9 protein-coding genes are annotated in these 14,158 nt (G+C 65.1%); 6 read left to right on the top strand and 3 right to left on the bottom strand.

The genetic code is table 11. From position 1 onward, the window contains the following. The first annotated feature begins 347 nt into the window (after positions 1-347). Positions 348-863 (top strand): 50S ribosomal protein L10, encoded by a 516-nt coding sequence (rplJ, locus tag FHS94_RS14765; RefSeq protein ID WP_184059219.1) that lies wholly within the window; start codon positions 348-350, stop codon positions 861-863. Between the two features lie 75 nt (positions 864-938). After that, the gene (gene rplL / locus FHS94_RS14760) at positions 939-1,319 is read left to right on the top strand and encodes a 50S ribosomal protein L7/L12 (RefSeq protein WP_184059217.1); all 381 of its coding nucleotides are present in this window, start codon (positions 939-941) and stop codon (positions 1,317-1,319) included. A 113-nt stretch (positions 1,320-1,432) separates the two neighbouring features. Here rplL and FHS94_RS14755 read toward each other — a convergent pair whose 3' ends face one another. Both FHS94_RS14755 and FHS94_RS14750 read right to left on the bottom strand, forming a co-directional pair. After that, the gene (locus FHS94_RS14755; RefSeq protein WP_184059215.1) at positions 1,433-2,491 is read right to left on the bottom strand and encodes a serine hydrolase domain-containing protein; all 1,059 of its coding nucleotides are present in this window, start codon (positions 2,489-2,491) and stop codon (positions 1,433-1,435) included. A gap of 83 nt (positions 2,492-2,574) precedes the next feature. Next, on the bottom strand, positions 2,575-3,381 hold the full coding sequence (locus FHS94_RS14750) for a hypothetical protein (RefSeq protein ID WP_221234790.1): 807 nt from the start codon (positions 3,379-3,381) through the stop codon (positions 2,575-2,577). 40 nt (positions 3,382-3,421) lie between these two features. Here FHS94_RS14750 and FHS94_RS19185 point away from each other — a divergent pair, with 40 nt between their 5' ends. The 4 genes from FHS94_RS19185 (at position 3,422) to FHS94_RS14735 (ending at position 13,260) form a co-directional block, all read left to right on the top strand. Next, on the top strand, positions 3,422-3,628 hold the full coding sequence (locus FHS94_RS19185) for a hypothetical protein (protein WP_221234789.1): 207 nt from the start codon (positions 3,422-3,424) through the stop codon (positions 3,626-3,628). A gap of 471 nt (positions 3,629-4,099) precedes the next feature. Beyond that, on the top strand, positions 4,100-8,272 hold the full coding sequence (gene rpoB, locus FHS94_RS14745; RefSeq protein WP_184059211.1) for a DNA-directed RNA polymerase subunit beta: 4,173 nt from the start codon (positions 4,100-4,102) through the stop codon (positions 8,270-8,272). 87 nt (positions 8,273-8,359) lie between these two features. After that, entirely contained in the window at positions 8,360-12,685 is a 4,326-nt protein-coding gene (gene rpoC, locus FHS94_RS14740) for a DNA-directed RNA polymerase subunit beta' (protein ID WP_184059209.1), read from the top strand. A 194-nt stretch (positions 12,686-12,879) separates the two neighbouring features. After that, the gene (locus tag FHS94_RS14735) at positions 12,880-13,260 is read left to right on the top strand and encodes a hypothetical protein (protein ID WP_184059207.1); all 381 of its coding nucleotides are present in this window, start codon (positions 12,880-12,882) and stop codon (positions 13,258-13,260) included. Between the two features lie 105 nt (positions 13,261-13,365). Here FHS94_RS14735 and FHS94_RS14730 read toward each other — a convergent pair whose 3' ends face one another. Next, entirely contained in the window at positions 13,366-14,145 is a 780-nt protein-coding gene (locus FHS94_RS14730) for a metallophosphoesterase family protein (protein ID WP_184059205.1), read from the bottom strand. Positions 14,146-14,158 lie beyond the last annotated feature (13 nt).

Below are 14,158 nucleotides of genomic sequence, written 5' to 3'. Positions count from 1 at the left end.
GTCGGTAATCACGATCATGGAGAGCGGCGCTGACGGGTCCAGGCCGGTCCTTTGAAGACGGCAAGCAATTGACTCGGATGCGCATCCTGCTATGGGCGCCGGGCCCGGTTCGCCGGGCGTTCCGTCCAAGACAGCAGGTGCGCCGGATTTGCCGGTGCTTAATGTCCTGCCCAGACGGGGTATAAAGGTTTTCCGGTCAGCCGCTTGTGCTGTTCCGGCCTGCTGCGCGCTTCGGCTGCGGCAGTTCCCCATGCCCCATCGATGGACAACCCGGTTTGCGGTTCCGCCGCGGCCGGTTCGTAACCGGGCACGGTCGTTCGCGGCCCTGCCCAGATGTGGAGAATGGCATGGATCGTGCTGAAAAGGCCGCGGCCGTTGCCGAGCTCAAGCAGACCTTCTCCGAGGTTGGTGTGGTGGTCGTCACCCGCAACCACGGGATGACCGTCGCTCAGTCCACCCGACTGCGCAACGCGATGCGAGATGCCGGCGCGACCTTCAAGGTCTCGAAGAACAAGCTTGCCAAGATCGCACTCGACGGCACCGACTACCTGACCCTGGGCGACATGCTCACCGGTCCGGTTGGCCTTGCCTCCTCGATCGACCCGGTCGCTGCCGCCAAGGTGGTGGTCGACTTCGCCAAGACGACCGACAAGTTCGAGATCGTTGGCGGGGCGATGGGTGCAACTCCTCTCGATGCTTCGGGCGTGCAGGCTCTGGCGACGATGCCGTCGCTCGACGAACTGCGTGCCAAGATCGTCGGCCTCATCGTGGCGCCTGCCACGAAGATCGCCACGATCACCCAGGCTCCGGCGGCGCAGATCGCCCGCGTCCTGGCGGCGTATGCGGAGAAGGAGAACGCCTGATCCCAGGCGGTTCTTGGTTATTTCAACGATGCTTGCGGGCCGTTTCTGGCCCGGGAACTACAAAAGGAAGTGAACATGGCAGACCTGAACGCGCTGGTTGACCAGCTGAGCGAGCTGACCGTTCTTGAGGCAGCCGAGCTGTCCAAGCTGCTCGAAGAGAAGTGGGGCGTTTCGGCCGCAGCAGCGGTTGCAGCAGCTCCGGCCGGCGGCGCCGGCGGCGCAGCGGCCCCGGCCGTTGAAGAGAAGACCGAGTTCGACGTGATCCTCACCGGCGACGGTGGCAAGAAGATCAACGTCATCAAGGAGGTCCGCGCGATCACCGGTCTCGGCCTGACCGAAGCCAAGGCTCTCGTCGAGGGCGCGCCCAAGCCTGTCAAGGAAGGCGTGAGCAAGGACGAGGCCGAGAAGGTCAAGAAGCAGCTCGAAGAAGCCGGCGCGACCGTCGAGGTCAAGTAAGCCGCAGCGGGGCCCGGCCCCGCTCGGCCGAGGTCACGGGATCCGATCCCGTGACGGCCAGCTCGAGACAAGAAAGGGCGGCCCCGCACACGCGGTGGCCGCCCTTTCCTCGTTCAGGCCCGCGCGATCGCCTCGACCCAGCCGCCGATAACCGACTGCGTCATGTCCGTCGTGTTGAACACGACCACCGTTTCGCTGCGGCTGAGCCGATGGGCGATGTGCGTGCGGTAGCCGCCGACCTTGCCCGTTTCCCATGCCCAGGGTTCGCCAGCGACCGGATGCACCCGACCACCCAGCGCATATTCCTCACCCGGCCACCGAACCGTCGTCAGCTCACGACGGGAGTTGGCGCTGAGCAGCGGCCCATGGAAAATTCCATGGGCCGCCCGCATGGCATCGCCCACGCTACTGGCGGCGTTGCCGCTGGCCGCGAGGAACGGAGGCACGGGCGCCATCTTGCGGACCGGCGGCACCGCTTCCGTATAGGCGGCGGCGAGATGCGGCAGTGGTGGCTGATCGACCTGCACGAAACCAGCCGAGCGCATGCCGAGTGGGCGAAACACCAAGCCGTGAACGATGGCGGGCAGCCCCTCACCCGTTTGCCGCTCGATGATGTCGGCTAGGATGGCCCAATTGAGTGCGGCGTAATCCCAGCCGTTGCCCGGCGTAAAGGCAAGGTCGCCACCGCCGAAGCGAGCGACGATTGCGGCCGCAGTAGCGGTTGATGTCCGCAGCTCTGGCTCCGTCGCGATCTGCCGGCTGAGCAGATCCGGGATGCCGCTGGTATTGGAGAGAAGGTGTTTCAGCAGCACGCGATCCCCGGTCTCGCGCCTGAAACTCGGGAGATAAGTCGTGATCGGCGCGTCGAGGGACAGCCGCCCCTGCTCCACCAGGCGCAACACGGCGACGCTGGTCAGCCACTTGGAAGCAGAGCCGAGCTTTATCTGCGTTGCAGGGGTGAAGGCCCTGCCCGCCTCCCTGTCCTCAAACCCGACACAGCGGACGTGATCAATCGCGCCGCGCCGACCAAAGGCAATCAGGCCATTGAAGGAGGGCGGCAGCTCGATCGCGTCGATGGCCCGGCGCTTCGCCTCCGCAGCGGGCCGGGCCAGAACCCCGGCCGACGTGCTTATCGCAACCGCGCCGGCCACCAGTGTCCGTCTGTTTATCATGCAACTGCCCCCCTGAAGGCGGCAGATGTAGGCCGGGCAACGCTGCCCTGCCAGCATGATCGCGGATGGCGGCGAGGCGATCGTCAGGCTTCGAACAGATCCCCATGCGGACGGGCGGCGACCTGGTCGTGCATGCGAGGCGGACCATCGAGCCAGATCGGGGCAAGCTTCGCCGAGTCCACCCGCTCGATCCCGACCGCAAAGGCGCGACCTGCCCGCCGTGGCCTGCCCTGGTCGATGAAGGCGCCGGTGATGGCGACCACAGGCACGAACATGGGCCGGCCGGCGGCCTGTACCGGGCGGATCGCATCGAGCGGCAGGACGGCGACGACCGTGACCCGGCGCTCCTCCCCCGCAGCAAGGGTGAATGGCGGCGTTGCAAGTCGTCCGAGCTGACCGGTGTAGATCGTGCGCAACTCAGCGTCCTGTTCGGCATGGGCGCCGATCAACGATCCTTCGACCTGGACGCGCTCGGCCGAAGCCGTCCCCGTGTTGCGGACCGTGACTTCACCCATCACCGTGGCGCTGAGCAGGTTCAAGCCGGCGCGGGTCGGGCGGAACTCAAGGCTTAGCCTCGCGCCGTCAGCGGCGACGGCGGGAGTGGGCCGGGGCGCGGGTGCAGGACGAGGTACGGGAGCGGCTTTCGGCTGAAGCGGTGGCTCTGGCGGCGCCGAGGCGGCAACTTCGGGCGCAAAGAGGGCGGGGCGTTGAGCGCGGCGGCGCACCAGCAGCAAGGCCGTCGCCGCGATCGCGACGAGTGCCGCGAGGGTTGCCGCTGCGCCGAGCCACCAGCCCAGGCCCTCGCTCCCCTCCAGCGTCGGCGAAGCGCCCGGCCCCTCCCCTAAAGGCGCAGGCTCGATCGGGGTCGTTTCGGCTGCCGGTCGCCGCACCGGCGGGGAAGCGACGACGGTAGGCGGGACCGGCACGGGCGTGGCCGCTGTCACAGGCACGACAGGCGCTGGTGTCGGGAAAGGTGCCGGGGTTGCGGCGGGCGTCGCTGTCGCGCTTGGCGTCGGGCGGGGGCGCGGGGCACTACGCGCGGTTGGCGTTGCGGTGGGCGCAGGAACTCCGGACGTTGTCGCGGCCGGTTCAGGAACGACGAGCGGTGGCGGAGACTGGGCCGGCGCGGGGCTCTGAGTCGACGGCGGTCCCGCTGTCGGCGTCGGCGTGGGGGTCGGTGCGGGCGTGCCGGGAAGGCTGTAGTTTTCCGGGATAACCTGAGTCGTTTGTGCTCCTGCCGCGCTGTTCGCCAGCGTCATCGCCGCCAGCGCTATCGTGCTTGTCTTCCGTACCGATATGTTCATGGTTCCCGCCGACCCTGTCGTCCGCTCGCCAGCAAGCCGGGCTGCGATGAACGGCGCCCGAACGGCGACGAACGGAAGCGAATGGAACCGATCTCGTACATGGGGGTTGGCAGGCCCGATCCAGCGACCTATATGGACCTCCTGCCAAAGCTTTCGGGACATGGTGCGCCGTCGCGCAGTGCATCGTACGAATGGGGAGCTATGGTGTTCACGACGCTGAAGCCGACGCACAGGTTGCGATCGGCTTTTTTGCGTCGCTGATCTTCGCGCACCGTTATTCCGGCTGACGAGGCAAATAGTTCACATGGCGACCAAGGCGATCGACGGCGGCTCCGCACGGCGCGACATCAAGGGTGGCACCGCAAAGCGGCGCATCCGCAGGGTCTTCGGCAACATCCACGAAGTGGTGCAGATGCCGAACCTGATCGAGGTTCAGCGCGAGAGCTATGAGCAGTTCCTGCGTTCGGACAAGTCGACCGGCCACGTGTCGGGTCTGGAAAAGACGCTGCGCAGCGTGTTCCCGATCCAGGACTTCGCTGGCACCGCCTATCTCGACTTCGACGATTATGTCCTTGAGCCGCCGAAATTCGACGTGGAAGAATGCCGCCAGCGGGGCATTACCTATGCCGCGCCGATGCGCGTCACCCTGCGCCTGACCGCGTTCGAGGTTGATCCGGATACGGAGGCCAAGTCGGTCATCGATATCAAGGAGCAGGACGTGTACATGGGCGACATGCCGCTCATGACCGAGAACGGCACTTTCTTCATCAACGGCACCGAGCGCGTCATCGTCAGCCAGATGCACCGGTCGCCGGGCGTGCTGTTCGACCATGACCGTGGCAAGACCCACGCCAGCGGCAAGTACCTGTTCGCCGCGCGTGTGATCCCGTATCGCGGTTCGTGGCTGGACTTCGAGTTCGACGCCAAGGACATCGTCAACGTCCGTATCGACCGCAAGCGCAAGCTGCCGGTCACCGCTCTGCTGTACGCGCTGGGGATGAACGGCGAGGACATCCTGAGCCACTTCTACAACCGCGTGACCTATGTTCGCGGCCAGGGCGGCTGGATCATCCCGTTCGCGGCGGAAAACTGGCGCGGCGTGAAGCCGACCTATGACATTGTCGATTCCAAGTCGGGCGAGGTAGTGTTTGCTGCCGGCCAGAAGATCAGCCCGCGCGCTGCCAACAAGGCGGCGAAGGACGGCCTGACCGACCTGTTGATCCCGACCGAGGAGATCTTCGGCCGCTATTCCGCGTTCGACCTCATCAACGAGGGCACGGGCGAGATCTATGTCGAGGCGGGCGATGAGATCAGCGCCGAGAACCTGGAAAAGCTCGACAAGGCTGGCATCGACACGATCGAGCTGCTGGACATCGACTTCGTCACGACCGGCCCCTGGATCCGCAACACGCTGAAGGCCGACAAGGCCGAAGAGCGCGAGCAGGCGCTGAGCGACATCTATCGCGTGATGCGCCCTGGCGAGCCGCCGACGCTGGAAACGGCCGAGTCGCTGTTCGCCGGCCTGTTCTTCGATCCGGACCGCTATGACCTGTCGGCCGTCGGCCGCGTGAAGCTGAACATGCGCCTTGACCTCGACGTCGAGGACACGGTGACAACGCTGCGTACCGAGGACATCCTGGCGGTCGTGAAGACCCTGGTCGACCTGAAGGACGGCAAGGGCGAGATCGACGACATCGACAACCTCGGCAACCGCCGCGTACGTTCGGTGGGCGAGCTGCTGGAGAACCAGTACCGCGTCGGCCTGCTCCGCATGGAGCGCGCCGTGAAGGAGCGCATGAGCAGCGTCGACGTGTCGACAGTCATGCCGAACGACCTGATCAACGCGAAGCCTGCTGTTGCCGCGGTGCGCGAGTTCTTCGGTTCGTCGCAGCTGTCGCAGTTCATGGACCAGACCAACCCGCTGTCCGAAGTGACGCACAAGCGTCGTGTTTCGGCACTCGGGCCGGGCGGCCTGACGCGTGAGCGTGCGGGCTTCGAGGTTCGCGACGTCCACCCGACCCACTATGGTCGTATCTGCCCGATCGAGACGCCGGAAGGCCCGAACATCGGTCTGATCAACTCGCTCGCGAGCTTCAGCCGGGTCAACAAGTACGGCTTCATCGAGACGCCGTACCGCCGCGTGGTGGATCACAAGGTCACCAACGACGTGGTGTACCTGTCGGCAATGGAAGAGGCCAAGCACACGATCGCGCAGGCCTCTGCCGAGCTCAGCGAGGATGGCAGCTTCTCGGAGGACCTGGTGTCCGCCCGTCAGGCTGGCGAGTTCCTGAACGCACTGCCCGAAACCATCACGCTGATGGACGTCAGCCCCAAGCAGCTGGTGTCCGTCGCCGCTTCGCTGATCCCGTTCCTGGAGAACGACGACGCGAACCGCGCGCTGATGGGTTCGAACATGCAGCGCCAGGCCGTGCCGCTGGTGAAGGCGGAAGCGCCCTTCGTCGGCACCGGCATGGAAGAAACCGTCGCCCGTGACTCGGGCGCCGCCATCTCTGCGCGCCGTGCAGGCATTGTCGACCAGGTGGATGCGGGCCGTATCGTGATCCGCGCAACGGGTGAGGTCGATGCCGGCAAGTCGGGCGTCGACATCTATTCGCTGATGAAGTTCCAGCGTTCGAACCAGTCGACCTGCATCAACCAGCGTCCGCTGGTGAAGGTCGGGGACGTGGTGGTCGCAGGCGACGTGATCGCCGATGGCCCCTCAACCGAGTTCGGCGAGCTGGCGCTGGGCCGCAATGCGCTGGTCGCGTTCATGCCTTGGAACGGGTACAACTATGAGGACTCGATCCTGATCTCCGAGCGGATCGTGAAGGACGACGTGTTCACGTCGATCCACATCGACGAGTTCGAAGTCATGGCCCGCGACACGAAGCTCGGGCCGGAGGACATCACTCGCGACATCCCGAACGTCGGTGAAGAAGCGCTGCGCAACCTCGACGAGGCTGGCATTGTGTACATCGGCGCCGAGGTGGAGCCGGGCGACATCCTGGTCGGCAAGATCACGCCAAAGGGCGAAAGCCCGATGACGCCGGAAGAAAAGCTCCTCCGCGCCATTTTCGGCGAAAAGGCATCGGACGTGCGCGACACGTCGCTGCGCCTGCCGCCGGGCGTGTCGGGCACCATTGTCGACGTTCGCGTCTTCAATCGCCACGGCATCGACAAGGACGAGCGCGCGATGGCGATCGAGCGCGAGGAGATCGAGCGCCTGAAGAAGGACTCGGACGACGAGCGCTCGATCCTGAACCGGGCGACGTGGAGCCGCCTGCGCGAGATGCTGCTGGACCAGGTCGCGACCGCGGCCCCCAAGGGCGTCAAGAAGGGCTCGACCATCGATGCCGATCTGCTCGAAAGCGTGGATCGTCACGACTGGTGGAAGTTCGCCGTGCAGGACGACGCGGTCCAGGCGAACCTGGAAGCGGTGAAGGTCCAGTATGACGACGCGGTGAAGCTGATTCGCGAAAAGTTCGAGGATCGCCGCGAGAAGCTGGAGCGGGGCGACGAGCTGCCGCCGGGCGTGCTCAAGATGGTCAAGGTGTTCGTCGCGGTGAAGCGCAAGCTGCAGCCGGGCGACAAGATGGCCGGCCGTCACGGCAACAAGGGCGTCATCAGCCGCATCCTGCCGCAGGAGGACATGCCCTTCCTCGCGGACGGGACGCCGGTGGACCTGGTTCTGAACCCGCTGGGCGTGCCGTCGCGCATGAACGTCGGGCAGATCTTCGAAACGCACCTTGGCTGGGCGGCTCGCGGTCTTGGCCAGCAGATCGCGCATCAGCTGGACGAATGGCGTGAGGCCAATCCAGATGCCAAGGCGGGCGCCATGCCCGATGCGGTCAAGGAGCGGCTCCAGACCATCTATGGCGAGCACTATCTGGACGACATCAACGCCCGCTCGGGCGACGAGATCGTCGAGTTGGCGCAGAACCTGCGCGGCGGCGTTCCGATGGGCACCCCGGTGTTCGACGGCGCGGTCGAGCGTGACGTGTCGGAAATGCTGGAGCTGGCGGGCCTCGATGCGTCGGGTCAGTCGGATCTGTTCGACGGGCGCACCGGCGACAAGTTCGACCGCAAGGTGACGGTGGGCATCATCTACATGCTCAAGCTGCACCACCTTGTGGACGACAAGATCCACGCCCGGTCAATCGGCCCCTACTCGCTCGTCACGCAGCAGCCGCTGGGTGGTAAGGCGCAGTTCGGTGGCCAGCGCTTTGGCGAGATGGAGGTCTGGGCACTGCAGGCGTACGGCGCTGCCTATACGCTGCAAGAAATGCTGACGGTGAAGTCCGACGACGTGGTCGGCCGCACCAAGGTCTACGAGGCGATCGTCAAGGGTGACGACACGTTCGAGGCCGGCATCCCCGAGAGCTTCAATGTGCTCGTCAAGGAAATGCGCTCGCTGGGTCTGAACGTCGACCTCAAGTCGGTGGAAGACGGCGACGAGATGGCCGAGGCTGCGGAGTAAGTTGGACGGAGCGCTGCCTTTCGGGGCGGCGCTCCTCCCCTACCCTTTCGCGCGCACAAGAAATTCACCCTCTAGAGGGACGAAGTTATGAACGAGATGACTCCTTTCGCGAACCCGATCGCGAAGCCTGAAACATTCGATCAGATCCAGATCGGTATCGCGTCGCCCGACAAGATCCGTTCCTGGTCGTTCGGCGAGATCAAGAAGCCCGAGACGATCAACTACCGCACGTTCAAGCCCGAGCGTGACGGCCTGTTCTGTGCGCGCATCTTTGGTCCGATCAAGGACTATGAATGCTTGTGCGGCAAGTACAAGCGGATGAAGTACAAGGGCATCGTCTGCGAGAAGTGCGGTGTTGAAGTCACCGTGTCGAAGGTCCGCCGTGAGCGGATGGGCCATATCGAGCTCGCCGCCCCGGTTGCGCACATCTGGTTCCTGAAGTCGCTGCCGAGCCGCATCGGCCTGCTGCTCGACATGCAGCTGAAGCAGCTTGAGCGCGTGCTGTACTTCGAGGCCTATATCGTGATCGAGCCGGGCCTGACCCCGCTCGAGAAGTATCAGCTGCTGACCGAAGACGAACTGCTCGACGCGCAGGATCAGTATGGCGAGGACGCCTTCTCCGCCGGCATCGGCGCGGAAGCGGTTCGCATCATGCTCGAGAGCCTGGACCTCGAGGGCGAGAAGCGTGACCTTCTGGAAGAGCTGGCGACGACCAAGTCGGAGCTGAAGCCCAAGAAGATCATCAAGCGACTGAAAGTCGTCGAGAGCTTCCTGGAATCGGGCAACCGGCCCGAGTGGATGATCCTGGAGGTCGTCCCGGTCATTCCGCCGGAACTGCGCCCGCTGGTTCCGCTGGACGGCGGCCGCTTCGCGACGTCGGACCTCAACGACCTGTATCGCCGCGTCATCAACCGCAACAACCGCCTGAAGCGGCTGATGGAGCTGCGTGCGCCGGACATCATCGTCCGCAACGAAAAGCGCATGCTGCAGGAAGCCGTCGACGCGCTGTTCGACAATGGCCGTCGCGGTCGCACGATCACGGGCGCCAACAAGCGTCCGCTGAAGTCGCTGTCCGACATGCTGAAGGGCAAGCAGGGCCGCTTCCGTCAGAACCTTCTCGGCAAGCGCGTCGACTATTCGGGCCGTTCGGTGATCGTGACCGGGCCTGAGCTGAAGCTGCACCAGTGCGGCCTGCCGAAGAAGATGGCGCTCGAGCTGTTCAAGCCGTTCATCTACGCCCGCCTCGACGCCAAGGGCCTGAGCATGACGCTCAAGCAGGCGAAGAAGTGGGTCGAGAAGGAGCGCAAGGAAGTCTGGGACATTCTGGACGAGGTGATCCGCGAGCATCCCGTGATGCTGAACCGCGCGCCGACGCTCCACCGTCTTGGCATCCAGGCGTTCGAGCCGGTGCTGATCGAGGGCAAGGCAATCCAGCTTCACCCGCTGGTCTGCTCTGCGTTCAACGCCGACTTCGACGGCGACCAGATGGCCGTGCACGTTCCGCTGAGCCTCGAGGCGCAGCTGGAAGCGCGCGTGCTGATGATGTCGACCAACAACATCCTCAGCCCGGCGAACGGCAAGCCGATCATCGTGCCGTCGCAGGACATGGTGCTGGGCCTGTATTACCTGTCCATGATGAAGGAAGGCGAGCCCGGCGAGGGCATGCTAATCTCCGACATGGCAGAGGTGCACCAGGCGCTGAACGCCGGCTCCGTGACGCTTCACACGAAGATCATCAGTCGCGTTCCGCAGACGGACGAGAACGGCAAGCAGTACATGAAGCGGGTGGAAACCACGCCTGGCCGCATGCTGCTGGGCGAAACGCTGCCCAAGTCGTCCAAGGTGCCGTTCGAGACCGTCAACCGCCTCCTCACCAAGAAGGACGTGGGCGACGTGATCGACGAGGTGTATCGTCACACCGGCCAGAAGGAGACGGTCCTGTTCGCTGACGCGATCATGGCGCTGGGCTTCCGCCACGCGTTCAAGGCCGGCATCTCGTTCGGCAAGGACGACATGATCATCGCGCCCGACAAGGACGCGCTGGTCGACGAAACGCGCGAGCAGGTGAAGGACTTTGAGCAGCAGTATCAGGACGGCCTGATCACTCAGCAGGAGAAGTACAACAAGGTGATCGACGCCTGGAGCCGTTGCGGCGACCAGGTCGCGAACTCGATGATGAACGAGATCAAGGCGGTTCGCCGCTATGGTCCGGAAGACGGCGAGATGGCCGGCCGTGAGAAGCCGATCAACTCCATCTACATGATGGCCCACTCGGGTGCCCGTGGTTCGCAGGCGCAGATCAAGCAGCTCGCCGGAATGCGCGGCCTGATGGCCAAGCCGTCGGGCGAGATCATCGAAACGCCGATCATCTCGAACTTCAAGGAGGGCCTGACCGTCCTTGAATACTTCAACTCGACCCACGGCGCCCGTAAGGGCCTGGCGGACACGGCGCTCAAGACGGCGAACTCGGGCTACCTGACCCGCCGCCTGGTCGACGTCAGCCAAGACTGCGTCATCATCGAGGATGATTGCGGCACCGAGCGCGCGCTGGAGATGAAGGCGATCGTTCAGGGCGGCTCCACCATCGCGTCGCTGGGCGAGCGCATCCTGGGCCGCACCACGGCCGAGGACGTGGTCGATGCCAAGACGGGTGAGGTTGTCATCCCGACGGGCACGCTGCTGGACGAGGCGATGATCGCGCAGATCGAAAAGGTCGGCATCATCGGCATGAAGATCCGTTCGCCGCTGGTTTGCGAAAGCAAGATCGGCGTTTGCGGAAAGTGCTACGGGCGCGACCTTGCCCGCGGTACGCCGGTGAACATCGGTGAAGCTGTTGGCGTCATCGCGGCGCAGTCGATCGGTGAGCCGGGCACGCAGCTGACCATGCGTACCTTCCACATCGGTGGTGCGGCGCAGCTCAACGAGCAGTCCAACCTGGAGGCACCGGTTGACGGTACCGCCTCGTACAAGGACCTGCGCGTCATCATCGACCAGCGTGGTCGGCGCGTGGTGCTCAGCCGTTCGGGCGAGATCGTCATCACCGACATGGACGGGCGCGAGCTCTCCACCCACCGTATTCCGTACGGCGCGTATGTGATGTTCGACGACGGCCATGTGCTGACCAAGGGCGACCGCATGGCGGAATGGGATCCGTTCACCATGCCGGTGATCACGGAGAACCCGGGCACCGTCCGCTTCCAGGACCTGATCGAGGGCAAGACGCTCACCGAGCAGACCGACGAAGCGACCGGCATCGCCCAGCGCGTGGTCATCGAGTACCGCACCAGCGCCAAGTCGAAGGAGGATCTGCGTCCGCGCCTGACCCTGCTCGACGAGGGTTCGGGTGAAACCGGCCGCTACATGCTGGCATCGGGTGCGACCCTGTCGGTCGAGGACGGTGCGCAGGTGCAGGCGGGCGACGTGCTGGCACGTGTCAGCCGCGAGGCCGCCAAGACCCGCGACATCACGGGCGGTCTGCCGCGCGTGGCGGAGCTGTTCGAGGCACGCGTCCCCAAGGAGTCGGCGATCATCGCCAAGGTCTCCGGCCGGGTCGTGTTCGGCAAGGACTACAAGGCCAAGCGCAAGATCGGGATCCAGCCCGAGGACGGCGGCGAGGTCGTGGAGTATCTGGTGCCGAAGTCGAAGGTGATCGACGTTCAGGAAGGCGACTACGTCAAGCGTGGCGACAACCTGATCGGCGGCAGCCCCGATCCGCACGACATCCTGGAAACCATGGGCATCGAGCCGCTCGCCGAGTACCTCGTGTCCGAGATCCAGGAAGTCTATCGACTGCAGGGCGTGAAGATCAACGACAAGCACATCGAGGTGATCGTTCGCCAGATGCTGCAAAAGGTTGAAATCACCGACGGCGGCGACACCACGCTTCTGAAGGGCGAACAGCTCGACCGTGAGGAGATGGACGCGGTCAACGCGAAGCTCGAGGCAGGCCAGGCGCGTGCGCAGGGCAAGCCGATCCTGCTCGGCATCACCAAGGCGTCGCTGCAGACCCGCAGCTTCATCTCGGCGGCGTCGTTCCAGGAGACCACCCGCGTCCTCACGGAGGCTGCGGTCCAAGGCAAGCAGGACACGCTCATGGGCCTGAAGGAGAACGTGATCGTGGGCCGCCTGATCCCGGCGGGCACGGGTGCGGGCATGAACCGCCTGCGCGTTGCGGCCTCCTCCGCCGATGCGGCCATCCGCGCTTCGCAGCGCCGGATGGAAGCGGCCCTGGTCGCTCCCGCTACTGCTGCCGAGCAGCGCGAGGCAGAGCTTGCCCGCACCGTTCGCGACGACGTGGGCACGGGCAGCGATCCGCTGGCAGATGTGGTGACGTCGGGCACCGGCAGGGACGAGGATGCGGGCGAGTATCTCGACCGCAGCCAGGACGAGGGCGAGTTCCTCGGCCGCGAGTAATCTGCGGCCCTAAAAGACTGAACAACAGCCGCCGTCCGGGTTCGCCCGGGCGGCGGTTGTCGTTTGGGAGTAGAGCAATCCAGGTTATCGTCTGTCCAGATCCGGGGCGTGGGCACGGATAGCGACAGGGCGGCGGACGTTCAGGTCCCCGCCGCGTCACCCGCGGCATCACCATTCCAGTCGAAGGATGTCGCATGGCCATCAAGTTTGCCGGAACGATCAACGCGATCAATCGCGGGCTCGACAGCACAAAGCCTGACAGGGGCGCTAACCTGATCGAGGATTGGGAGGCAGCACTTGCCGAAACCGACGTCGCTGGTGCCAAGGGCATTCTCCGCGACCTTACTGCCCTGCGCAAGCAGCTCGAAAAGGGCGAACCTGACGCGGATCGCATTCACGCGCTACTCCACCGCCTTGGCGCCGCGACCACCAAGATCGCCGACAAGGCAGACAAGAACGGCGACAAGCTTCGCGACCTGGGCCAGGCGCTGACCGAGGCGGGCGAAGAAGATCATGATGAAGAGCATGACGAAGAGGCCGCCGCTGCCCCGAAGCGTGGCCGCAAGAAGAGCTGATCACCGATCCTGGTAACACGAACGCCGCCCGGAGCGATCCGGGCGGCGTTTGCGCTTATCGGGCTATGGGAGGCTCGCCCGTTCGTCGAAGGAGCAGGCGGCGGGTCAGGCCTCCCCCGCCGCCACCGCTTCCTCGATCGGCTTGGGCGGCGCGCTGGTGTGGGTCCGCGCAATCGCCTCGATCTGGCCATTCTGGATGCGCAATTCGTTGAAGGCCGCGGGAGTGGCGCGCGTGCGCTTTGAAAGCGTTCCCGCCCCGATCATGCGCACGGTCCGACCGGACCGCTCCACCGGCACGTCAAAGGGATCGTGGACATGGCCCGACAGCACGGCATGAGCGCCCGCTTCGGCAAGGGCATTCAGGGCGATATCGCCGTGACGCGTTCTTGCCGTGCCGCGCGTCCCGCCCTCTATCAGCGGATGATGGGCGGCAACCAGAATGACGTCGCCCTTGGGCGCTTGGTCGATCAGGGCCAGCGCGCGACGCAGCGAGCCTGAGCTGACCCGTCCCTTTGACCAGTTCCAGCGCCATTGTGCCCGAGCGGTCGTCTTGAGCGGCACCACGGTGATGCCCGGCAGGTCGAGCGGGTGCTCGATCATCTTCTCAACTGCGGCATAGCGCGTGTAGGGCGCAAGCAAGCGGCGGATCGGGTCCCAGTAATAGGGAATATCGTGGTTGCCGACCTCCAGCGTGACCGGCACGTTCAGCGAGCGGAGCCAGTCGCCGCCACGCTGGAACTCCTGGGTGGTCGCCCGCATGGTGAGGTCCCCTGTCATGATCACCGCGTCGGGCCGCTCGGTGGCGACCAGTCCGGTGAACCAGGCGATGGCGTCGGGATCTTCCGCCCCGAAGTGAACGTCACTGACGTGAAACAATCGGATCATGGGGCGCTCAATG

The organism is Sphingomonas aerophila, from assembly GCF_014199305.1.
In the GTDB taxonomy this organism is placed as follows: domain Bacteria; phylum Pseudomonadota; class Alphaproteobacteria; order Sphingomonadales; family Sphingomonadaceae; genus Sphingomonas; species Sphingomonas aerophila.
Note: the sequence above shows the minus strand (reverse complement) of the source record. Positions and strands in the feature narration are given on the sequence as shown.